Below are 21,972 nucleotides of genomic sequence, written 5' to 3'. Positions count from 1 at the left end.
ATAGTGGAGAGCTTGCATCATGAAGAAGACTTATGAACGGCCCGCTCTGATCCGGAAGGGCAATCTGAAATCGATCACAGCCGCGACCAACGGCGCGATTGTGATCTCAAAATCGCTGCCGCCCGCCTAATCCGTCGGCCAGCACCAGGTCGTCCACCACCATTTGCCAGGAGTGTTTTGCCGAAAGGCGAACACGGGTGACTTCCCCGAGCATCGGCGCGTAGTGGAGTGGTGTCAGCGCCGACAGAACCACTTCATCGCTGGCGACCAACTGCTCTCCCAGCCAGCTTTCGATCAGTGCCGTTTCCCCCTCCGCCTTCAGCCACGCAACGCTGAGCAGCACCGAGTGGAAGGCGAATGGCGTCTCACGGCTGAACTCGGCCGGATAGCCGCTGCTGGTATAGGCCACATGGTCGCCAGAGACATTGCCGTTGACATAGCCCTCGCTGTCCTTGGTGTGATCCTTCGCCATGGCGTTCAGGTTGCGCCACTCCAGCCCCGCATGGCCGCCCGGGATCTTGCGGAAGCCGCGCTGGGTGACGTCATCGAAGCCGATTGTGCGCAGCGCCGCCCCGTCGGCCAGGGCTCGGGGCGAAAGCAGGCCGAGATCGGCCGGATAAGGTGACAGCGCCAGCCGGCGGTCGAGCCCGCCGCCGCTGATCACCACGGTGTCGGCTTCTTCGGCAAGCTCGAAGCGGAAGGCCGAGGCCGGGGCCAGCGTCCGGCACTCCAGCACCTGCCCGTTCGCCATCACCGACAGCGTCGCGCTGCCGCCTGCCGCCATCCTGCCGGCCAGGCTGCGCACCGGCGCGAGCCCGACCGGTCGCGGCAGGTCGCGCGACACCAGCCCGGTGGGCGAGCCGGGCGCCAAATGGAACTCCATCGACTGCGTCTCGTTGGCGCTGGGCGAGCGCCAGCCCGGCGGCAGCGAAACCGAGAACCGGTAGGCGCCGGGCATGCGGAGTGCAGCCTTCACCGCCGACGTCGACATGGTGAAATTGGCATAACCGGCATTGTTGGTCCTCGATGACGCGACGAAGCCGCCTTGTCCGTCGAACAGCCGCACCATGATGCCGGCCATCGGCCGGTCGGCCACGCCGTAGCGGCCGTCGCGGTCGACATCGAAATAGACGAAGGACGAGTAGTTGACCGTCCCGGTGCTGCGGCTCCAGTCGGTGCGAATGGCGTAGTCGTTGGCAGGATCGGCCCGGCGCAGCGCGCGGCGGCGGACACGCGCTTTGCGCAACAGCCGGATGACGGCGACGGCGGCGGCAATGATCGCGAGCGCTGCGAGAAGGATTCCGATGAGGCTGAGGTCACTCATGGCGGACGGGCTTCGATGATGGCCGCTCGCCGTCTTCACGAATGCAATGCATCAGCCGGCCCCCTCGCTGCGCTGCCAGCTTAGCGCGAGAAATGACCTGCGGAAAAGGGCTGCATGCGCCGCTGATGATGAGCGGGCGCGAGATCCCTCACCCCAATTCCACCCAGACCGGCGCATGGTCGCTGGCGCCGTCCTGCCCGCGCACGTCGCGGTCTATGCCCGCCCCCTTCAGCCGGCGCACGAGCGTCTTCGACAACAGGATATGATCGAGCCGCAGGCCGGCGTCGCGCGGCCAGCGGTTCCGGCGGTAGTCCCAGAAGGTGTAGAGCGTCTCCTTCGGATATTTCTTGCGCAACGCATCGGTCCAGCCTTGGTCGAGCAGCGCGGCGAAGGCCGCGCGGCTTTCCGGCTGGACCAGCGCGTTGTCGTCATAGGAGCGTGTGGCGTAGATATCGCGCGGCTCGGGCACGATGTTGTAGTCGCCGGCCAGCACCACCGGCAGGCCGGTGTCGAAGAGTTGTGCCGCATGCGCCTCCAGCCGCGCGTGCCAGGCGAGCTTGTAGGCGAATTTCGGCCCCGGTTGCGGATTGCCGTTCGGCGCATAGAGGCAGGCGATGACGATACCGTCGACCGCCGCCTCGATGTAGCGGCTCTGGCGGTCGGCATCGTCGCCGGGCAAGGCATCGCGGGTCAGCACGGGTTCGGCACCGCGCGCCAGGATCGCAACGCCGTTCCAGGTCGGCTCGCCCTTCCACACCGCGCCGTAGCCGGCATTGGCGAGGCTTGTCAGCGGAAACTGCGTGTCGCGCGCCTTCAATTCCTGAAGGCACACGACATCGGGTTTTGCGCTGGCGAGCCAGGCCAGGAGGTTGTCCAGCCGGCTGTTGATGTTGTTGATGTTGAACGAGGCGATTTTCATTGGTGGACGCCGCTGGCGCCCCGCACTTCGTCATCCTCGGGCTTGACCCGAGGATCCATGCCGTGACGTCTGGCGTAGCATGCGACGGGCCGGAGTTCTGCTCCGTGGCGGCTCTCGAAAGTCACGGCATGGATCCTAGGGTCTGCACGCGTCGCTTCGCTCCTTGCTTCGCCCTAGGATGACGAAACCGAGGGCTGCGCCACCCACGCCTTCACCCTCTCGGCAAGCGTCTTCAGATGATCCGCCGTCGAAAATCCCGACACGCTTTTGCGCGGCTTCAGATCATGGTCGCCATCCTCCAGCCAGATCACCTCGATCGCGTTGGAAAGCCCGTACCCCGCGACCTCGTCCTTCGTGCCGAACTCGTCGCGCGTGCCTTGAAAAATCAGCGTCGGCGTCTTCAGCCCGGTGAGATGTTTGGTGCGCAGCTGCTCGGGCTTGCCGGGCGGATGGAAGGGATAGCCGAGGCAGACCAGTCCCGATATCTCGCCCTTGGAAAACATCTCGTCGGCGACCATCGAGGCGACGCGCCCGCCCAACGACTTGCCGCCGATGATGAGCTTGCCCGTCACGCCCTTCGCCCGGAGGTCAGCAATCGCCTTGATGTATTCCGGGTTCACCGTCTCGGCGCGCGGCGGCGGCTTGCGCTGGCCGTAGCGGCGCGCCGCCATGTAGTGGAACTCGAAGCGCGCGACCTGGAAGCCCACGGCGGCCAGCGCCTTGGCGGTGGCGGTCATCGAGGGAGAGTCCATGGAAGCGCCCGCGCCATGCGCGAGCAGGATGGTGACGGGGGCGGTGTCGTGGCCGTCGAACAGGAAGGTGGTCATTATGCTCCTCGCGCGGCGCTAACGCTGCCGATCTCCCCCCTCGTGGGGGTTGAGGAATGGCCCGCAAAGCGGATGAAAGCCAATTGCTTGGCTTTCAAATGACGAACGCCCGGCAGGGCAGAGGGGGGCGCGAAGGAATGCCAGCCTTCGGTCAAATCTCTCTGGAATGCGACGGTCTGAAATGAGTGGATCCGCCGGCGGGACAGCGCCCCCCTCTGTCCTGCCGGACATCTCCCCCACAAGGGGGGAGATCGGCTATCATCACGGCTTTCGCCAACCATCGTCACCCCGCCGACTGCGCCAGTTGCATATCCACGAATTGCACGCCCCTGGCCGCCACCCCTGCCCATTCGGACTGGCTGTCCAGCTCCAGATAGCGCACCCAGAGCCGCCGCGCCTCCAGCAGATTGCCGGCATCAAACTCCAGCCGCGCCAAATTGAACACCGGGTCGGCATAAGTCCTGTCGAGCGCGATCGCCTTCTGCAAATGCCTTCGCGCCGAGGCGTCGCGGCCTTGCTCGCTCATCAGCCCGGCAAGGTTGAACCAGGCTTCGACGAAGGCCGGATCGAGTTTTATCGCCCTGGCATAATCGTGCGCGGCTTCAGCCGCGCGCCCGGACCCGCGCAAACAATTGGCGCGGTTGAAGGCGGCGATGGCGTCGGTTGGATCGATGGCAAGGCAGCGCTGGTAAAGTGCGGCGGCGCCATCGTGGTCGCCGCCCTCCTCCGCCGCTTCCGCCTCAGTGAACAGGTCTTCCAGCGTGTCGTCGCCTTGTGTGGCGGCACCCAGATCGAACAGCAACTGCCCGTCGAGCTCGCTCTGGCCGCCTTCGAGATAGATCGCGTCCGCGCGCCCATGCTGCGAGCCGACATTGAGCGACTTGGCGGTGAGCGAGGCGACCGGGCCGGAGCGGTGCACCGAGCGCGTGATCGCGCCCCATGTCGCGCCGCCGGCGATCAGCCCGGCATATTTGCGCGCCAGGATCAGGTCGCGGAACGAATAGGGCTCGCCATCATGCTCGAAGGCATCGAACAGGCTGAGCCGGTCGAGATCGGCGCCGGACAGCCTGGACTGGTCGATCAGCGATTGGCGCGACAGCGAAGACGCCTCGGGCGCCTTCATCAGCCCGAGCAGCCGCAGGAAACCGTTCTCGCTGAGAAGCATGCGCCCGGCCGCGCGCTCGGCGACGACGCGGCGCTCAATCTCGGCATCGCCGTTTTTCGTCAGCCCAGCCTTGGCCAACAAGGCCCGTCCGAACACGACATGCGTGGTACGCCGGGTGACGCCGCGCCTGAGCTGGCCGTGCTGGCGCTCCACCTCGCGCCCGGCGAGCCGGAGCGGAAACGCCGCCAGCGCGCCGATCGTGCCGAAGACAGCGCCCGCAACGGCCGGTGCCGTCATTTCTTGCTCTTGCCGACCGCCTTGAGCAGGTTGGCCTTCAGCGGATTTTCAGGCGCACCGCCCGCTGCCGCCTTCTTGGCGGCGGGCTTGGCGGCCTCGTCGGCCTTGCTCTTCGACTTGGCCGGCGGCTTCGACTGCGACAGGCTGGCCTTCAGCGCATCCATCAGGTTGATGACATTGCCGCGTTCCGGTGCCGCCGCGATGATCGGCTTGTGACCCTTCAGCTTCTCGCGGATCATCGTCATGAGCGCGACCTCGTAGCGGTCCTCGTAATTCTTCGGATCGAAGGTGGTTTCCTTCTGCTTGATCAGCGCTTCGGCAAGCTGCAGCATTTCCGGATCAGGCTTGCCGGCCGGGATGTTGCCGAAATATTCAGCCGTGCCACGCACTTCGTTGGGGTTCCTCAACGTGCACACGAACATGCCGTTCTCGCGCGCGCCGATCGTCACCACGCGCTCGCGGCTGGACAGCACCAGCCTGGCGATGGCGAGCTTGCCGGATTTGCGCATGGCCTCGCGCAGCACCGCGAAGGTTTCCTCCGCCATGGCCCCGTCCGGCGCCATGTAATAGGGCGCGTCCTGGTAGATGACGTCGACCTCGTCCTCGTCGACGAAGGCCTCGATGTTCATCGTATGGTTGGATTCGATGCGCACCGCGTCGAGGTCGGTGTCATCGATGATGATGTACTGCTTGTCCTCGTACTCGTAGCCCTTGACCAGATCCGCGCGCTCGACGAGCCCCAGTTCGGGATCGACCGGCTTCATGTTGATGCGGTTGTGGGTCTTCTTGTGCAGCTGGTTGAACGAGATGCGTTCGCTGGCGCTGGTGGCGGGATATAGCCGCACCGGACAGCTGACGAGACTGAGCTTGAGGTAACCCTTCCAACTTGCCCTGGGCGCCATGATGAACTCCTACGCGGCCATGCGCTGACATTTTAGCTTGAGCATGATCTTATCCGAAAACCGGTTCCCACTTTTCGGGATCATGCTCTCTGCAGCGTTTTTCGTCCGAAGGACGATCGACGCCGAGGAAATCCTACACCGACCCCCGCACAATACCGGCAAATCCCTGACGAAACCTTCCGGCGCGTTTTGGGTCACGGGAAGAGAATAATTCAAATTGTCGGAAGCGTCGATGGAGATGGAACTGAGAGGACTTGGTGCTTCGTCATCCTAGGGCGGAGCAGTCGCTTCGCTCCTTGCTTCGCCCTAGGATGACGAAGTGTAGGGATTGCGCCGACGCTTCCGGCTTACACATGGCCAAACACCGGCAAATCCCTCGCAAACTCATCGATATCCGCCCACGGATCGCCCGATGTCTCCAGCAACCCAGGCAGCGAGGCATAATTCAAATCCTGCGGCGCATCGATCGCCTCCAGGTCGCTCCAGCTCACCGGCGTCGAGGCCGGCAGATTGGTGCGCGCCCGCAGCGAGTATGGCGCCGCCGAGGTGTGGCCGCGCGCGTTGCGGTGATAGTCGATGAAGATGCGCCGCTTGCGGTTTTCCTTGCCCATGGTGGTGGTGAAGGTGTCGGGCGCGGTCGCCGCCAGATGCGTTGATATGGCGCTGGTTGCCTGGTGCAGCTTCTTCCAGTTCTGCTTGCCCGTCACCGGAACCGTGATGTGGATGCCGCTGCCGCCAGAGGTCTTGGCAAAGGGCACCAGCCCCAGCCCCTCCAGCTCGCCCTTGATGTGGACGGCGGCCTCCACCACCTCGCGCCAGGAAATCCCCTCGCCCGGGTCGAGGTCGAAGACGATCTGGTCGGGCTTGTCGAGGCTGGTGCGGTGCGTGCCCCAGGTGTGGAATTCGACGACACCGAACTGCGCCAGCGCCAGATAGCCTTTCGCGCCCTCGACCGAGAGATAGGACTTGGTCTCTCCCTCGGAATTGGTCGCCTGGAACGTCACCACCGAAGGCGGCATGCCGGTGAAGGCGTGGCGCTGGAAGAAGCAGTCCTTGGGCAGGCCGGTCGGGCAGCGCACCAGCGACACCGGGCGGCCAAGGATGTGCGGCAGCATGAAATCGCCGACCAGCGCGTAATAGACGGCGATGTCGAGCTTGGTCGGGCCGGTCTTGCCGAACAGACGCCGCGTCGGATTGGTCACCCAGATGGTCGCCAGATCGGCCTCCGAGATCAGGCGCTTGCGCTTGGTCGACACCGGCGTCGACAGGCCGACATCCCTGAGGCCGCGAAACACGCCATGGCGCAGCGCATTGTCCGCCGTGCGGTTGGCATAGTGGACGCGCGCCGAGAACAACGGTTTCACCCAGTGCATCTCGCGCATGATTTCGCGCGGCGCCCCTTCGGGCACCGAGGCGCCTGATGTCAGCGGCTCCAGCCGCGCCAGGAGATCGGCGGCCGTCTCGCGGTCGAAGCCGGTGCCGACCTTGCCGCGATAGTGCAGTTCGCCATCCTCCCATTCGGCCATGCCAAGAGCTGCCAGCCCTTCCGCCGCGTCGGAGACGGTGTAGCCGGCAATGACGAAGTCTTCGCTCTTCAGCGCCTTGGTCTTGGTCCAGCTCTTGGTGCGGCCGCTCTGGTAGATGGCGGTCGCCCGTTTCGAGACGACGCCTTCCAGCCCCATATCCGAAGCTTGATCAAAAAGCCCCTGCCCCGAACCCTCGACATGGTCGGAAAACTGGATGGCGGAATTGGCGCCGAGCCCGCCAAGCAGTTCGGCCAGCAGCGCCTTGCGCCGGATGAGCGGCACTTTCATCAGGTCCCAGCCGTCGAGATGCAGCAGATCGAAGGCATAGAGATGCAGCTTGCTGCCGGCGCCACTTGCCAGCGCGTCCTGCAGCAGCGCGAAGCGGGAAATGCCCTTGGCGTCGAGCACGACGATCTCGCCGTCGATGATCGCCTCGCGGCACGGCAGCTTGGCGAACGCGCCGGCCAGGTCGCCATAGCGCTTCGTCCAGTCGATGCCGCCACGGGTGATCAACCGCACCTCCCCATTGGCGACATGCGCCATGGTGCGGTAGCCGTCGAATTTGATCTCGTGCAGCCACAGCTCGTTCGTATTCTCGGCAGGGCTTTCGCCGCCCGGCGGCTTCGGCACCTGGGTCGCCAGTTGCGGCTCGATGCGGCTGAGCGCCAGCGCCTTGGCCGCGCCGGGCAGCTCGCCCGGCTTCAGCGAACCAGGCTTTGGCGCGGACTTCGCGGCCGGCTTCGGCGGTGCCACCAACTCCTCGATGCGCAATCCGGATTTGACGCTGTCCGGCCGCGCTTCGAGAATGTCCAACGCCGTGTCGGCGGCGAGGTCGCGCTCCTTGAACAAGAGCCAGTTCTTCTTGTTCTCGTCCTCGCCGGGCTTGGGCTTCAGCCGGGTCAGCATCCAGCCGCCATTGAGCTTTTCGCCGGCCAGCCGGAACTTGAAGGCGCCGGTGCGCAGGCTTTTGTCGACATCGTCCATCGGCGCCCAGCTGCCGGTATCCCAGACGATCATCGGCCCGCCGCCATATTCGCCCTCGGGGATGACGCCCTCGAAATCGATATATTCGAGCGGATGGTCCTCGGTCTCCACCGCCAGTCTTTTGTCGGCCGGGTTGAGCGAAGGCCCGCGCGGCACCGCCCAGCTTTTCAGGACATCGCCGACCTGGAGGCGCAGATCGTAATGATCCGCCGTGGCGTGGTGCTTGTGGACGACGAAGCGATTGCCGTCGCCGACGATCAGGCCGCCGGCGGGTTCCGGCGTCTTGGAGAATTCGCGCTTGGCGCGGTAGGTCTTGAGCTTGGGAGGGCTGGCCATCGGTCAGAGATCGAAGCGCGTGGCAACAGCAAACAAGCGTCTCAATCGTCAATCGCCGGCGTCAGCTCAAGCTCGGCCGGCGACAGCCCCTGCTGCAACTGGCTCAAGCGGAATTCGTCGACCCAATAGGCCTCGCCGTCGACCAGCACGCGCGCACTGTAGGTGCCGCCCGAGAAACTCTGCGCGGTGATGTAGACCTTGTGGCGGTCGAGCGCCTTGCGCACCGCGGCGCGCTTGGAGTTCTGGCTGTTCACGGCAGTGGACATGCGCTTCGCCCTCGGTCGCCTGACACGGAACTCGGCCGCTCTTGGCCGCCCGGCGACTGGCCCCAAGGATGGCGGAGACGCGCGGCCCTGTCAATTTCGCGGGCGCCCTTCAGGTCTTCAACCGCCGCAAACGGCGCATCACGCCCTGCACGGCCTTGTAAAGCCGCGGCTTGGAGCGCACGAAAAGCTCGGTCTTGCCGCGCAGCCTGATATAGGCGGTCGAGCCCCTGCCCTTCAGCGTCATCGGCTCGCACAATTCGGCCAGCACCGAACTCGCGGCGCCGATATGCTGCTTGTATCCCTGGCTGCCGACCGAAAGGTCGAAATAGCCGAGCCCCTGCGCCCGCGCCCATATCATCAGCTTGCCGATCGTGGTCAGGCCCGGCGAGACGTTGGGCACCGCCTCCTGGTCGATCCCGAGCAGCAGGGCGTGCAAGGTGCCCTTCATGACCAGCACGTAGATCACGGCGAGATAGGCTTGGCCAACGCGCAGCCCGAACAGCCGCACCGAGCCGTCGGAAAGCCCCTGCAGGGCGGCATTGCGGTAGAACTCGACGATCGGCGCCTGGGTCAGGAGGTCAAAGCGGCCGAGCTCGCGAAAGCGGTTGAGCCTGAGGTCCAGCAGCGTTCCGAACTGCTCCTCGATCATGTCAGGCGTCTCGGCTTCGACCAGTGCGAGGCCGCCGAGCTGTTCGAAGCGGCGGCAGTGCTTGTAGAAATGCTTGGTGAAGGACTTTTTGCAGATACGCTTGATCAGCGTTTCCGGCTCGCCATCCATGACCAGGCCCGAGGCGATCTGGATGGAGTCGCGCGCCGCCGAAAGCAGCGCCAGCGGGTTGGCGACGCCGTGGATCTGTCGCGGGATTCCCGCCACGTGGATGCGGTCGGCCGGCGGCAGCACGGCGCGGACCGCGGCCCAGGCGGCGTCGGCGCTTTGCGTGGTCCAAAGCCTGGCATCGGCCAGCAGCGGCGCGGAATAATCGCACACGCCGCAGCTCAGCCATTCGATCACATGGTGGCCGAGCGCCCGGCGCCGCATCAGCGGCAGCAGCATGACAGGCGCGCCCGTGGCGGCGTCGTTGACTTCGACGACGAGCAGATCGGCACTTTTGGGCATCAGCCGGCTGGCGATCCCTTCCACCCAGGCAAGGCCCTGGTGACCGGTGCACAGGCCGGTTTCCTCGAGGCGTTGCCAGAGCTGCCTTATGGTGTCGAAGCTGGTGTGCAGCCGCGCCGTATAGTGCGCGCCGACGTCAATGCCGGCTCTGATCGGAGAAACGGGTTGTACCGGTGCATCCGCCGCCGCGGCCGGCTGCACTGCCAGGCTTGCCACATGCTTCTCCTATCCGTTCTGGCCCGCCCCGGCATCAACCACGCAAGCGCCGCAAACCCCGCATCGTTCCCTGGACCGCTTTGAGCAGCCTTGGGTTGGAGCGCACGAACGCCTCGGCCCGCCTGCGGAACTCGATGGCGGCATTGGCCACACTGCCCCGCATCGTGAACCCATGGCGGAGTTCGACCAATACCGAACCCTTGGCGCCCATATGTTCCTTGTAGCTCTGGTTGCCGACGGAGAGGTCGAAATACCCAAAGCCCTGTTCGCGCGCCCAGCCGATCAACCTGCCCATGATTGCAAGCCCCGGCGAGACATTGGGCACGACGCCCTGGTCCATTGCTATCAGCAGAGCATGAACAGTCCCTTGATGAACCAGGAGATATTGAACCGCGATCAGAGCCTCGCCGACGAGCAGCCCGAAAAGCCGCACGGAACCGTCCAACAGGCCCTGAACGGCCGCGTTCCGGTAGAAATCGACGATCTTCTCCTGCGTCAGCAAATCGAAGCGGCCAAGCTCGCGAAAGCGGTCGAGCCGCATCCGCACCAGTTCACCGAAGATGCGCTCGATCTCGGCCGGCGCGCCGGCCTCGACCAGCTCCACCCCGCCAAGCCGTTCGAGGCGACGCCAGTCCTTGCCGAATTCCTTGACGAAGGACGGCCTGCAAAGACGCTTGAGGACTGTTTGCGGGTCGCCGTCGATGGCGAGGCCGAACGTGGTCTGCATGGAATCGCGCGTGGCTGGCAGCAAGGCCAGCGGATTGGCGACGCCGTGGATCTGTCGCGGAATTCCCACGATGTGGACACGGTCCGACGGCGGCAGCGCCGAGCGCACCGCCGCCCACGCGGCCTGCGCGGATTGCCTGCTCCACGGGCTGGCATCGGCCAGCAGCGGCGCCGCATAGTCGCAGACGCCACAGCTCAACCATTCCACCACCCAATGGTGGAACGCCCTGCGCCGCATCAGCGGCAGCAGCATTCTGGGTTCGCCCGTCGCGGCGTCGCCCACCTCGACGATGAGGAGTTCAGCGCTTTCCGGCAGCAGCCGCGCGACGATCCCTTCGGCCCAGGCGAAATTCTGGTGGCCGGTGCACACGCCCTGCGCCTGCAGGCGCAGCCAGAGCGGCCTGACCGTCTCGAGGCTGGTGTGCAGTTTCGCCGTATAGGCGTCGTTGGCGGCGATGGCGGCGGGGTGCGGAACCTGCCCGCCGGGCAGGTCGGTCACCGCGGCAACTTGCAATGCCTGGCCTGACACGTCCCTCTCCTACCGTCTTACCGCGGCGAACGAAACCGCCCGCCGCCACGAACCCAGCCGGCTGTCGCGCTGCTGGTCCGGATGTTCGATGTTCCACATGCGGTGATGCACGAAATACCACGATGCCACGAGCACGAAGATCTCGGAGAGCGCGGAACCAGCCAGCGACCAGGGCGGAGACGCGACCGCCAGCAGGATCGCGATCAACGCCAGCCCGACGATGGCGCCGCCCAGGGTGATGAATGCGACGATGCGGAAGTCGCCCATGATCTCCAGCACGATGCGGGGCATGATGTAGAGCATGATGGGGATGAAATTCGCGATCACGAAAAGCCCGATGAACTCCACCGACGCATTCTGGAGAGCCTGCGATTTTATCATCGGCAGGACGAACAGGATGGCGCATCCATAGGCCACCGCGCCGAGCCCCATGACGAGGGCCCACAGCTTTGCCTGCGCCCAGACACGGCGCGTCTCGTTGTTGCGCATCAGCTTGGCGAGTTCCGGCTGCGTCATGTTCACGAAGGCAAGGCTGCTGATGCGCAGCGGCGCGAACAGCACGATCACCGCCGCCAGCGGCGCGTAGGCGGCCGGCCCGGCAATGCCGGCGACCAGCAGCGCCAGGCATTGGCCCTGGATGTTGGTGGTGGTGGCGCTGAATGCCGACCAGCAGAGCTGGGCCCAGAGCCTTGCATAGCGCCGCCGCGTCGGCATGCGGAAGCTGATGCGCATCGTGCGGCGCGCCAGCCGGACCAGGACGAAGATGCCGAACAGATTGGCCGCCGCGAGCGCGTAGAACACGGTCTGCAGCATGTCCCCGGCCATCGAGATCGCCAGGCCGGCCATGACGGTGCCGGCGATGGTGAAGGCGGCATCGCTGATGGAGACGATCACCTGTTGGCGGCGCGCGAAGAAGGCCGTGCGCATGTGGCTGCGCAGCGACCATGCACCGACGAAGCAACCGGCGGCAATTCCGCTGGGATCGCCCAAAAGACGCATCACCACCGCCGTGCCGACGGCCATCAGCAGCGCGACGACCAGCGCCGCCGTCCCGAAGGCCACGTCATAGGCGTTGACGCCGGCGCTGTTGGTGCTCTTGCCCATCCAGATCGAGGCAGGAACGGCGGTGAGCGACCTGATGTAGGACAGGCCGACGCCGCCCATCACCATGCCGATGGCGAACAGGCCGTAGCCTTGCGCCGACAGCATGTGCAGCAGCGCGATGTTGAGGGCGAAGTGGAAGCCGCTCTGCATCGCCTCGCCGCCGATCATCAGCACCAGGCGCCGCACCAGGTGGCCAGGCAGTTTCACGGCCGTGTCTCCGCCTGGCGCGCGGTTGCCGTCCGGCTCGGCTTGGCGATGGTTGCCTTCAGCTTGTCCGTGGCTATGGCCGCGATCGCCGCCGCCGCGACCGGCTCACTGAAGACCGCCTCGTAGCGCGCCCGCCCGGCGGCGACAAAGGAGCGCCAGGCCCCGGGCTGCAGGATGATTTCCTCGAGTTTGCCGGCGAGCGCGGCGGCATCGCCGGGCGGAACATGCCAGCCGGTTTCGCCGTCCGCGACCACCTCGACCAGCCCGCCGATCGCCGACACCAGCGGCGGCCGGCCATAGGCCATCGCTTCGATGGCGACGCGGCCGAGCGATTCGGGACGCCGCGACGGCACGGTGACGATATCGGCCCAGCGATAATGCTCGGACGGGTCGGGAATGAAGGGCAGCACGCTGACGCGTCCGCTGAGCCCCATGCCGTCGACCAGTTCGGCCAGCGCGCGCTCGCGCTCGACGCTTTCGAAGGCGCCGCCGACCAGGCGCACCTCGACCCTCGACCTAAGGTCCGCCGGCAGCGAGGCGATCGCCTCCAGAAGCACTTCCTGGCCCTTGATCCTGTTGATGCGGCCAAGCAGCAGCACCTTGAGCGGACGCTTGCCGTCATAGGTCATCGCTTCGGCCGCCGGCGGGCCGGCAACGCCGTTATAGACCACATGGGAGCGCGCGGATCGGGGCTCGCCGAACGCGGCGCGGGTGGCGCGCGAGTTGAAGATGAGATCGGCACGGCTCCAATGCATCAGGCCGACAAGGATCCTGCGCATGGCGCCTTCGGGAATTTCATGGATGTGCAGCACGGCCTTATCGGGCAGAAGGCGGGCGGCCAGCGCGTAGTCGGCCACGATCGAGGTGTTGACATAGGTGAGATCGCAATCCCTGAGCCGCCGCCAGGCCCTCAGCACCGCGACCGGCAGCCGCGCCATCTCAATGGTGGCAAGGCGCGCAATGGCCTGGCGCCTCAGCACCCAGAGCGGCTCGAAGACGATCCGGGTCGCATGCGGTTCGAGGATCTGCACGATCGGTCCGCCGCGCGGCAGGACCACTTCGATGTCGGCTGACGGAAACGCGGCGCGCAGCGCGGCCACGCTCTCCGCGAAGCTGCGGTCGGAGCCATAGAGTTCATAGCCCTGATGGATGCAGGCAATCCGCATCTTCACATGCATCTTTCTGTCAGGGGTGGTGTACGATTCCGCCGCCTGACGGCATCAGCGACAGGAAACTTCAAGTCCAACCCCCTTTGGACTCCACTGGTTGCCATGAAACGGATGACATCCGGATCACCACACCAATGCTGCACGCCCTCCGCCGATTCTGGCGCGCAGAAGTCCACGAGCAAGGATCGTGCCGGGCCTGGTTTGACCGTCTTGCGGCCGCCAGGTCCCGGCAATGCCTCGTTTCGATACATACGCATGGAAGGTTGACCGATAGTGAAACAACCCCGGCGGCCTGAAGAAATATTTTACAACCCCGGTGCGATAATGAGCGAACCCCGACTCTGATATGGATATCGCCAGGCAGCGGTTTCGGGATTGGAACAGCCTCGCATTGCGGAATCGAGCGGATTGAAAGCGCCAGTAGCCATGAGACCGGAAACGCCCACCATCCTGATCCTTGGGACGCGCGGCATTCCCGCGGCCCATGGCGGCTTTGAGACCTTCGCCGAGAAGCTGGCGCTGTTTCTTGTCGGGCGCGGCTGGAAGGTCGGCGTCTACTGCCAGGAGGAGGTCGAGCGGGTCGACCGGAGAGTGCGCGTCGACACCTGGAAAGGCATCGATCTGATCCATGTCCAGGTCGCCTCGAAGGGCCCGCGCGCGACGCTGGAATTCGACTGGCAATGCGTGCTCGACGCCGCCCGCCGGCCCGGCGTCTGCCTGGTGCTCGGCTATAATGGCGCTGTCTTCCTGACCTGGCTGAGGCTGATGCGGCGCAAGATCATCACCAACATGGACGGCATCGAGTGGCGCCGGCCCAAGTGGGGTGTGGCGGCACGCACATGGTTCTGGCTCAACGAGTGGATCGGCGCCTGGGCCTCGCATCGTCTCGTCGCCGACCATCCGGTGATCGCGGATCACCTGGCAACGCGCCGGCCGCGCAACGCCATAGCCACCATCACCTATGGCGCCGACCCGGTGACAGCGGCGCCGGAGGCGCCGGTGCGCGCGCTCGGCCTCGAGCCCGGCAAATACCTTATCTCGATCGCGCGCATCGAGCCTGACAACAACATCCTGCCCATCGTCGAGGCGTTCTGCAGCCAGAAGCGCGACATGAAGCTGGTGGTTCTGGGCACGCTCTCCCCTGAAATTCCCTATCATGTCGCCGTCCGCAACGCAGCCAACGCCTCGGTCGTGCTGCCCGGCGCCATTTACGACCAGGCGGCGGTGAAGGCGCTGCGTTTTCACGCGCGCGCCTATCTGCATGGCCACACCGTCGGCGGCACCAACCCGTCGCTGGTCGAGGCGCTGGCCGCCGGCAACATGGTGATCGCCCACGACAACCCCTACAACAGATGGACCGCGGGCGCGGCCGCCATCTATTTCACCGATGCGCGCAGCTGCGCCGAGCGGATGCGGCAGGCGATGGAGGATGACGCCCTGGTCAGGACCTGCGGCGCGGCCGCCAGGGCTCGCGCCAACGAAGTCTTCCGCTGGGACGATGTCCTGCTTGCCTATGAAACCGAAGCCTACCGGCTTCTGGGCGTGACCGCCGCCGGCGCCATGCCGGTCGATCGCCCCTCGCCCGGCGCCGTATGACGGGTTGGTCGCGACGGCGGCTGCTGAGGACCGCGCTGTCGACGGCGCTGGCGCCCGCCACGGCGGCGCTTTCTTTCGCGCCACCCGCTTTGGCCGCCACTGGCGAATGGCGCTTTCGCCGCGGCGTCAATGCCTGGCCCTGGTTCGCACTGACGCGCGAGTTTCCCGCGCCGCGCACCGACTATGCCTGGCCGCCCTTCCAGTCGCAGCGGCCGGTGCCGACACCGGACGACCTTCGCCGGCTGCGCCGGACCGGGCTCGATTTCATCCGCCTGCCGGTCGATCCCGGCCCCTTCCTCGCCGCCGACGCCGCCACGCGCGCGAAATTGATGGCGATGCTGGACGATGCCGTCGCGGCCGCCCTCGATGCCGACCTCGGCATCATCGTCAACGTGCAGGCCAACGGCACCACCCATTACTGGAATCCCGACCGCATGGTCTCCAGCACCGCCGCCCCCGAATTCGCAGCCTATCGCGCGCTGGTCGGCACGCTTGCCGGCAGGCTGCAGCGCTTCGCACAGGGCATGGTGGCGCTGGAACCGGTCAACGAGCCGCCGCAATCCTGCTCTTCCAATGTCTGGTCGAACGTCCAGGCGGCCCTTTTGACGGCTGCCAGGGCATCGTCGTCGGCCTTGCCGCTGGTCGTCACCGGCGGCTGCGGCTCGATGGTGAGCGGGCTCGCCGCGCTTGACCCGGAACCGCTGGCGGCCTTCGAGCCGATCCTGTTCACCTTCCACTTCTACGAACCCTATCTGTTCAGCCACCAGGGCGCGCCCTGGATGCGCGAGCCCGTCTACCGCGCGCTGAACAACGTGCCATGGCCGGCTTCCGCCGGTTCGCTCGAACAGACGCTGGCCTCCGTCAGGGCGCGCATGGCTGATGACATCGAGACCTCCGACGCGGACAAGCAGGCCGCCTATGCCGAAACCGAGCGCGTGCTCAAGGTCTATTTCGACGCCAGGCCCGACCGCTGGTTCATCGACAAATATATCGGCCAGGCGCGCGACTGGGCCGACAGCCACGGCATCGCGCCTGGCCGAGTCATCATGGGCGAATTCGGCGCGCTGCGCACCGACGCCCGCTACGTCGCCGCCCCCAACCCCGACCGTGCCCGCTACATCGCCGATGTCAGGCAGAGTGCCGAGGCATCAGGCTTCCCCTGGGCCTTCTGGGACCTCTTCGACGGTATGGGCATGATGGACGACACGACGCGCGCACTCGACCCGGCGATGGTCGAGGCGCTGGGGTTGAGGATGCCGGGGTAGGTTGCCGTCCCACACGGGCAATCGTCGAGTTCCTTCACGCCCCCCTCTGTCCTTCCGGACATCTCCCCCACGAGGGGGGAGATCGGAGGCACGTCCGCCTTCGCCAATCGCCTATGCTGCAAGAGAGAGCCAGCGCAGAAGCCGCCAATCTCCCCCCTCGTGGGGGAGATGCCCGGCAGGGCAGAGGGGGGCGCCGTAGAGCGCTACCCTTGCAACCGTTGTACTCCTCGCCCCATCGCCCTTGCCGGCCGGTACAGCACCAGCGCGATCACCACGAACTTGGTCATCAGCGTTGTCTTGGACGCCAGGCTTTCGGAGGTGTTGAGCAGGATCAGCCAGCCCAGCATCGTCAGCCAGATGCCGGGATGGCAGCGGCGCGCCACTTCGTGCATGAACAGTACGAAGCCGAGAAACAACAGCAAGGTGAAGAAGGCGCCCTGATAGAGCACCAGGCGGATGATCGGGTTCTCGATGCCCTGTTCGAGGCCGTTGATACGGCGCAGGCTTTCGATGAGATCGATATCGGGCCCCACGATCAGGTCGCGCAGTTCGAAATGCTTGAACAGCTCGAACATTTCGACGCGGGCATTGGCGCTGCCGCTGTCCGACACGAAGCGTTCCAGCAGCGCGTCGAAGAAACCGTAGGAGAACAGCATGGCGAGCACGACCGGCAGCAGCGAGCAGAGCACGACCGCGAGGGCGGCACCCGGCAGGCTGATGCGTCCTCGCCGCAGATAGACGACGCCGCTGAAAAGCAGGTAGATGCCGCCGAGCGCGATCGTCGTCACCATCGCCGAGCGCCCGCCGAACACGACCAGCGCCGAGCATTGCAGGCCGACCAGCCCGAGCCGCATCGGCATGGACAGCGATCGCGAGCCCGAAAGCAGCGCCAGCACGTAGATCGCGGTGATCGTGGCGTTGGACAGCGGATGGCCCTGAAGCGCCGTCGAGCGCAGGTCGTTCATGAACACCTCGCCGTCGAGCCGGTAGGGAAAGACCAGCGTCTTGGTGGCGAACTCGAACAGCGCCAGCAGCGCGTTCACGGTCATGACCGCGTGGACGACGGTCCGCATCCGGGCGAACGTCCTTTCGTCGTCCTCGGCCAGCATCATCACCAGCAGCGCCGGCGCCACGAAAGTGTCGATCATGCCGGCCATGCCGGGGCGCTGCCTGACGATGACGACGACCAGCAGCATGATCGACATGACGGCCAGCAGCGCGCTCGCCGGCCGCCTGTCGGCTATGGCCAGCGTGTAGCCGACCGGGTTGCCGAAGGTGCAGGCGCGCCAGGCAAACATCAGCACGAGCAGATAGGTCGAGGGATGGATCTTGGTGGCCGGATTGCCGGTCAGGCCGTCGTAATTGTAGCCCACCAGCCACAGCATGCCGCCCGAGATGCTGAATAGCAACGCCACAACCGCCACCAGGCCGTAGCCGGTCACCCAGTCGAGGGAATTGCCGGCGCGGGGCGCGGCCGCGACTTGACCCTGGCCGGCCCAGCCGGCTGGGGTGGCGGACCGGGCGGCACCCCGGATGGCAGCCATGTCAGGCCGCCTCGTCGACCAGCAAGGCGCCGGTCGGCAACCGCCCCATGACGGAAATGGCCTGCGAAGCCGCCGTGACATCGCGCATCGGCGTCGCGTTGAGCGTGGCGACAAGCACGATCTCGTCGACCATGGCAACCAGCGGCGAGGCGTTGAGATTGTCGGCCAGCGCGCCTCCGTCGACGATGACGAGTTCGAAATTACGGCTCGCCTGGGCCAGCATGTGCTGCGTGAAATAGACGCCCTGCGCCTCGGAGAAGGCAGCCTTTGGCCGGCCCTTGCCCAGCACCGCCACGTTGCTGCCTGGCGCGTACTGGCTCAGCGCCTCGAAGGCATATTCGCCGCGCAGCACGTCGAGCAGGCCGGGCTGCGGCTCCTTTTGGCCGCCGCCGGCATTGTTGGTGTCGATGAACAGGACGCGGCTGCCCCTGGCGGCCGCCGCGTTGGCCAGCAGGCGCGCCACCCGGCCCCGCTGCGCGGCGTCCTCTGGCGCCGACGTCAGCAGGACGGACGGCACCAGCGGCCAGTCCGGCGGGCGCCGGCTGGAAGAGAACAGGCGTCTCAGCGCCAACCCGGCGACGGCGTCCATCTTCTGTCCGGCCGGCGTGGCGGCGCCGCCGAAAGGCCACCAGCGGCGGCGCGCCGATTTTGCCGGCAGCACGCCCACCACGGGCGCGTCGATGGCCGATTGCATCTGCGCGCTGGAAAGCACCGTCGGCGAGGAATATTCCGCGATCAGAGCGAGGCCGGTACCCAGCCCCAGACCGCCGAAGAACGCGCCGAATACCAGCAGCAACAGCGGCGGCCAGCTCTTCTTCAGCGCCGGCATGGCGTCGGAGATGATGCGCGCATTGGTGCTGTCGACATTGACCTGCTCGCGTGTTTCCTGCGCCCGCTGCAGATAGGTTGCGTAGACGGAGCGCACCGCCTCGAGATCGCGCTGCAATTCGCGCAGCTTGACCGAGGCCTGGTCGGTGTCGAGCGACTTGCTCTTCATGCCCGCGACCTTGGCCTCCAGCGCCTGCTGGTTGGCCAGCGCCCGCTCATAGTCGGTTTCGGCGGCGGCGGCGATGCGGGCGAGCTCGCGCGCGATGAGCTGCCGCGTGTCGCGCAGCTGCTGCTGGGCCGCCATCATCGAGGGATGGCGCGGCCCGAGTTCCGTGCCGAGCTGCGAGACCTGGTCGACAAGCGTCGCCTCCTGCGCCCGCAGGCTCGAAATCACCGCCGAGCGCATCGCTTCCGAGGTCGCGTCCGGTGCGCCGCCGGACCGGCGCAACTGGTCGACCTGCGCCTTCAGCGTCGCGGTGCGGCTTTGCGCGGCCGCGAGCTGCGTGTTGATCTCGGTCAGTTCCTGGTCGCTGACCAGATTGCCCGCGGCCATCACCATGTTGTTGGCGGACTTGTAGGCCTCGACCGCATTCTCGGCCCGCTGGACGCGCTTGCGCTGCTCTTCCAGCCGCGCGGTGATGGAGTCGGAAGCATCCGTGGCCATCTTGGCGCGCGCGCTCGCCTGGTCGGCCAGGTACGCCTGCGCGATGGCATTGGCGAGCTTCGCCGCCTTGTCGGCGCTCTTGGCGGTGACGATGACGTCGAGGACCAGCACCTTGTCGGCCCGCTTGACCGCCAGCCGGCGGCGCAGCGCATCGAGCGTCTTGCCCGTCTTGTCGGTCTCGGCCGACCCCGAACCCAGCACGCCGCCGAGCAAATGGCTCAACAATCCGCCCTGCCCGTTGAATTCGGGATCCTCGGTCAGGTTGGTTGCCGCGATCGCCCTGAGCAGCACGCCGCTCGACTGGACGACGGCAACCTGGCTTTCCACCATGGTGATGCCGCCATCGGGCGGAACCCGGCTCGGATTGACGTCGTTGGTGACCACCTGCAGGTCTTGCGGATCGACGATGATTTCCGCCACCGAGCTGTAGAGCGCCGGCGTGAACAGTCCGTAGAGCAGCGCCCCAAGGGTCAGCAGCGCGGCGGTGGCGAGGATCAGGAAGCGGCGGCGCACCAATATGCGCTTCAGGTCACCCAGCTCGACGCTCGAGGATGGATAGGACGCGGCCGGTGGTGGCTCCGGCGCATATTGCATCACCTCCGGAGCGTGTTGTTGCGGCAACGAGAGCAGGGATGATTGCAAAGGTCGCTCCGACAACACTCCGTGTGCCCCAAAAGATTAAATTGCGGCTTCAGCCTAGCTATTACTCCAACTGTTAAAACACTGTTAATTATGTTGGGAGCTCTTCTGATTTCTGGCACGGAGTTTGCGTAGCAAAGACACGGGCCGTGTTGACAGGGCGCAAGCGAGCGGGAAACGAATGGAAATGGAGCGCCACCTGTCTCCAGTCCGACCGTTGCCCATCTCTCGTGCCCGAAAATCGAACACCGGCCAGTTTACCGACCATCAGAACTCTAGGGGTGCGACATGCAGGTGAGCCTGCGCCTGGACAGCGACTGCCTCCGTGCTTTTCACCTGCTGCTGCTGCAGCGCCTGGCGGCGCTCGCCAATGTCGAGGTCAGCGTCGACGCACGCCCGCGCGGAAGCGGCGTCCCAGGCGGCATAGCCGCGCTGTTCCAGCTCGAAACGGTCATCCATGGCTTGCCCGCCGACGGGTTGGCCAAGCGCCTGCCGCTGTCGGCGCTGGCACCATACCGCACCCAGCCTCGCGCCGCGCCGGACCTCGTGCTCGACCTGTGCGGCGACACGCGGCAGGAGGCAACGCGCGTCTGGCGTGTGACCTATGACGGCGTCGCCGGCGAAGCCGCCCTTTTGGCGTCGATCCTCAACGGCCGGACGCCGCTGGCCCGCATCGAGGAGAACGGCGCCGTCGTCGCCGAAGGGCGGCTCGGAACCGAATATGGCGGCATCGCGCTTGCCACCTTCCAGGACATGCTGGCGCGCACCGCGAGCCTGATCCTGGCGGCGGTGACGGGGGCTGCACGCGGCGCCCTGCCCGTCCTGCCCGAGCCGGCGGACGACAGGCCCGCGCCGTCGCTGCCCTCGGCCGGCAAGCTCGGCGTCAGGGCGGGCAAGGCGCTGGCGCGGCGCATCGTCCAGAAGATCTACCATCTCTGCTACAACGCCCCGCACTGGAAGGTCGGCTGGCGCGAGACGGACGGACGGGACCTGTTCGATCTGCGCGCCCATCCGGCATCGGGCTGGCAAGAGCTGCCCGACGACGGCAGCCGCTTCTACGCCGATCCGTTCCCGATCCTTTACCAGGGACAGGTAACCCTGTTCGTCGAGGATTATATCCACCGTCTAGGCCGCGCCATCATCTCGGCGGTGCCGTTCGGGCCGTCGGGGCCGATCGGCCGCCCGGAGCCGGTGCTCGACCTGCCCTACCACCTGTCCTACCCCTTCGTCTTCGAGCGTGACGGCGAGGTCTGGATGGTGCCCGAAAGCTGCGCCAACCGCACGGTCGATCTCTACCGCGCCACCGCCTTCCCCGGTGGATGGGTGAAGGAGGCGACGCTGCTGTCCGATATCGTCGCCAGCGACGCCACCCTGGTCGAGCATGGCGGCATGTGGTGGCTGTTCGCCACCGTCCGGGACGGTGAAGGCACCGCGAGGGACGGTGGCGGCGCGTTCTCCGATGAACTGCATCTGTGGTCGGCGCCGGACTTTCGCGGTCCCTGGACGCCGCATCCCAAAAATCCGGTGCTGATCGACATCGCCTCGGCGCGGCCGGCCGGACGCATGGTGGAACGCGATGGCCAGTTGCTGCGCCCGGTGCAGGACTGCCGCAGGAGCTACGGCGGCGCCCTTGGCATCGCACGCGTCACTCACCTTGATTTGAACGGCATGGACCAGCTTGTCGAGACCATCTTAACTCCTGGCGCGCTATGGAGTGGACGCAAGCTGCACACGCTCAACGAGGCGGGCGGCCTGGAATTCATCGATGGCTCGGCGATCGCGCCGCGCTGGAAACAGAAGAGGCGGCCGTAGTTAACCTAAACGTTTGTTGCTACCAGCCACCCGCGCTGGTTGCTTGAGGTTGATCAGGGTCCGGAAGATA

The 21,972-nt window shown here is 66.1% G+C and carries 16 protein-coding genes; 3 read left to right on the top strand and 13 right to left on the bottom strand.

The annotated features are described in order from the left end of the window. Positions 1–106: 106 nt before the first annotated feature. The 11 genes from EN850_RS13925 to EN850_RS13870 all read right to left on the bottom strand — a co-directional run bounded on the left by EN850_RS13925 (position 107) and on the right by EN850_RS13870 (position 13,551). Complete coding sequence (locus EN850_RS13925; protein ID WP_127280351.1) at positions 107–1,324, bottom strand: hypothetical protein; 1,218 nt, start codon at positions 1,322–1,324, stop codon at positions 107–109. Between the two features lie 148 nt (positions 1,325–1,472). Continuing rightward, the gene (locus EN850_RS13920; RefSeq protein ID WP_127280350.1) at positions 1,473–2,243 is read right to left on the bottom strand and encodes an exodeoxyribonuclease III; all 771 of its coding nucleotides are present in this window, start codon (positions 2,241–2,243) and stop codon (positions 1,473–1,475) included. Positions 2,244–2,416: 173 nt separating this feature from the next. After that, a complete protein-coding gene (locus EN850_RS13915) occupies positions 2,417–3,070 on the bottom strand; it encodes an alpha/beta family hydrolase (protein WP_136091539.1) in 654 nt (217 codons plus the stop codon). A gap of 283 nt (positions 3,071–3,353) precedes the next feature. Beyond that, positions 3,354–4,472 carry a tetratricopeptide repeat protein gene (locus EN850_RS13905; RefSeq protein WP_136091537.1) on the bottom strand — a complete coding sequence of 373 codons (1,119 nt, stop codon included), beginning with the start codon at positions 4,470–4,472 and terminating at the stop codon, positions 3,354–3,356. Next, positions 4,469–5,374 (bottom strand): Ku protein, encoded by a 906-nt coding sequence (locus EN850_RS13900; RefSeq protein ID WP_136091536.1) that lies wholly within the window; start codon positions 5,372–5,374, stop codon positions 4,469–4,471. The genes EN850_RS13905 and EN850_RS13900 overlap by 4 nt, the downstream gene beginning before the upstream one ends. Positions 5,375–5,721: 347 nt before the next feature. Then, a complete protein-coding gene (gene ligD / locus EN850_RS13895) occupies positions 5,722–8,220 on the bottom strand; it encodes a DNA ligase D (RefSeq protein WP_136091535.1) in 2,499 nt (832 codons plus the stop codon). A gap of 41 nt (positions 8,221–8,261) precedes the next feature. Continuing rightward, positions 8,262–8,486, bottom strand: coding sequence for a hypothetical protein (locus tag EN850_RS13890; protein WP_127278490.1), 225 nt, complete (start codon positions 8,484–8,486; stop codon positions 8,262–8,264). A gap of 109 nt (positions 8,487–8,595) precedes the next feature. Continuing rightward, positions 8,596–9,819 carry a GNAT family N-acetyltransferase gene (locus EN850_RS13885; RefSeq protein ID WP_136091534.1) on the bottom strand — a complete coding sequence of 408 codons (1,224 nt, stop codon included), beginning with the start codon at positions 9,817–9,819 and terminating at the stop codon, positions 8,596–8,598. Between the two features lie 34 nt (positions 9,820–9,853). After that, positions 9,854–11,074 carry a GNAT family N-acetyltransferase gene (locus EN850_RS13880; RefSeq protein ID WP_136091533.1) on the bottom strand — a complete coding sequence of 407 codons (1,221 nt, stop codon included), beginning with the start codon at positions 11,072–11,074 and terminating at the stop codon, positions 9,854–9,856. A 9-nt stretch (positions 11,075–11,083) separates the two neighbouring features. After that, complete coding sequence (locus tag EN850_RS13875; RefSeq protein WP_167531329.1) at positions 11,084–12,385, bottom strand: hypothetical protein; 1,302 nt, start codon at positions 12,383–12,385, stop codon at positions 11,084–11,086. Further along, positions 12,382–13,551: a glycosyltransferase family 4 protein gene (locus tag EN850_RS13870; RefSeq protein WP_136091702.1), complete on the bottom strand. Its 1,170-nt coding sequence runs from the start codon at positions 13,549–13,551 to the stop codon at positions 12,382–12,384. The genes EN850_RS13875 and EN850_RS13870 overlap by 4 nt, the downstream gene beginning before the upstream one ends. A gap of 429 nt (positions 13,552–13,980) precedes the next feature. Between EN850_RS13870 and EN850_RS13865 the strand changes: the two genes are divergently transcribed. Beyond that, positions 13,981–15,150, top strand: a complete 1,170-nt coding sequence (locus tag EN850_RS13865; RefSeq protein WP_136091532.1) for a DUF1972 domain-containing protein — start codon at positions 13,981–13,983, stop codon at positions 15,148–15,150. Further along, positions 15,147–16,415 carry a cellulase family glycosylhydrolase gene (locus EN850_RS13860; RefSeq protein WP_136091531.1) on the top strand — a complete coding sequence of 423 codons (1,269 nt, stop codon included), beginning with the start codon at positions 15,147–15,149 and terminating at the stop codon, positions 16,413–16,415. The genes EN850_RS13865 and EN850_RS13860 overlap by 4 nt, the downstream gene beginning before the upstream one ends. Before the next feature lie 203 nt (positions 16,416–16,618). Here EN850_RS13860 and EN850_RS13850 read toward each other — a convergent pair whose 3' ends face one another. Together EN850_RS13850 and EN850_RS13845 are read right to left on the bottom strand one after the other, a co-directional pair. After that, positions 16,619–17,959: a VpsF family polysaccharide biosynthesis protein gene (locus EN850_RS13850; protein ID WP_136091530.1), complete on the bottom strand. Its 1,341-nt coding sequence runs from the start codon at positions 17,957–17,959 to the stop codon at positions 16,619–16,621. A 1-nt stretch (position 17,960) separates the two neighbouring features. Beyond that, positions 17,961–20,045, bottom strand: a complete 2,085-nt coding sequence (locus EN850_RS13845; RefSeq protein WP_189591100.1) for a Wzz/FepE/Etk N-terminal domain-containing protein — start codon at positions 20,043–20,045, stop codon at positions 17,961–17,963. 333 nt (positions 20,046–20,378) lie between these two features. Here EN850_RS13845 and EN850_RS13840 point away from each other — a divergent pair, with 333 nt between their 5' ends. Beyond that, entirely contained in the window at positions 20,379–21,902 is a 1,524-nt protein-coding gene (locus EN850_RS13840; protein ID WP_136091528.1) for a formyl transferase, read from the top strand. Positions 21,903–21,972: the final 70 nt, after the last annotated feature.

The organism is Mesorhizobium sp. M8A.F.Ca.ET.207.01.1.1, assembly GCF_004794715.1.
Classification (GTDB): Bacteria; Pseudomonadota; Alphaproteobacteria; order Rhizobiales; family Rhizobiaceae; genus Mesorhizobium.
This window is presented reverse-complemented; position numbering and strand designations above follow the sequence as displayed.

Coding starts and splice junctions, on each gene's coding strand:
- EN850_RS13925 (WP_127280351.1), bottom strand. CDS start 1,324: ATGAGTGACCTCAGCCTCATCGGAATCCTTCTCGCAGCGCTCGCGATC.
- EN850_RS13920 (WP_127280350.1), bottom strand. CDS start 2,243: ATGAAAATCGCCTCGTTCAACATCAACAACATCAACAGCCGGCTGGAC.
- EN850_RS13915 (WP_136091539.1), bottom strand. CDS start 3,070: ATGACCACCTTCCTGTTCGACGGCCACGACACCGCCCCCGTCACCATC.
- EN850_RS13905 (WP_136091537.1), bottom strand. CDS start 4,472: ATGACGGCACCGGCCGTTGCGGGCGCTGTCTTCGGCACGATCGGCGCG.
- EN850_RS13900 (WP_136091536.1), bottom strand. CDS start 5,374: ATGGCGCCCAGGGCAAGTTGGAAGGGTTACCTCAAGCTCAGTCTCGTC.
- ligD (WP_136091535.1), bottom strand. CDS start 8,220: ATGGCCAGCCCTCCCAAGCTCAAGACCTACCGCGCCAAGCGCGAATTC.
- EN850_RS13890 (WP_127278490.1), bottom strand. CDS start 8,486: ATGTCCACTGCCGTGAACAGCCAGAACTCCAAGCGCGCCGCGGTGCGC.
- EN850_RS13870 (WP_136091702.1), bottom strand. CDS start 13,551: ATGCGGATTGCCTGCATCCATCAGGGCTATGAACTCTATGGCTCCGAC.
- EN850_RS13865 (WP_136091532.1), top strand. CDS start 13,981: ATGAGACCGGAAACGCCCACCATCCTGATCCTTGGGACGCGCGGCATT.
- EN850_RS13860 (WP_136091531.1), top strand. CDS start 15,147: ATGACGGGTTGGTCGCGACGGCGGCTGCTGAGGACCGCGCTGTCGACG.
- EN850_RS13850 (WP_136091530.1), bottom strand. CDS start 17,959: ATGGCTGCCATCCGGGGTGCCGCCCGGTCCGCCACCCCAGCCGGCTGG.
- EN850_RS13845 (WP_189591100.1), bottom strand. CDS start 20,045: ATGCAATATGCGCCGGAGCCACCACCGGCCGCGTCCTATCCATCCTCG.
- EN850_RS13840 (WP_136091528.1), top strand. CDS start 20,379: ATGCAGGTGAGCCTGCGCCTGGACAGCGACTGCCTCCGTGCTTTTCAC.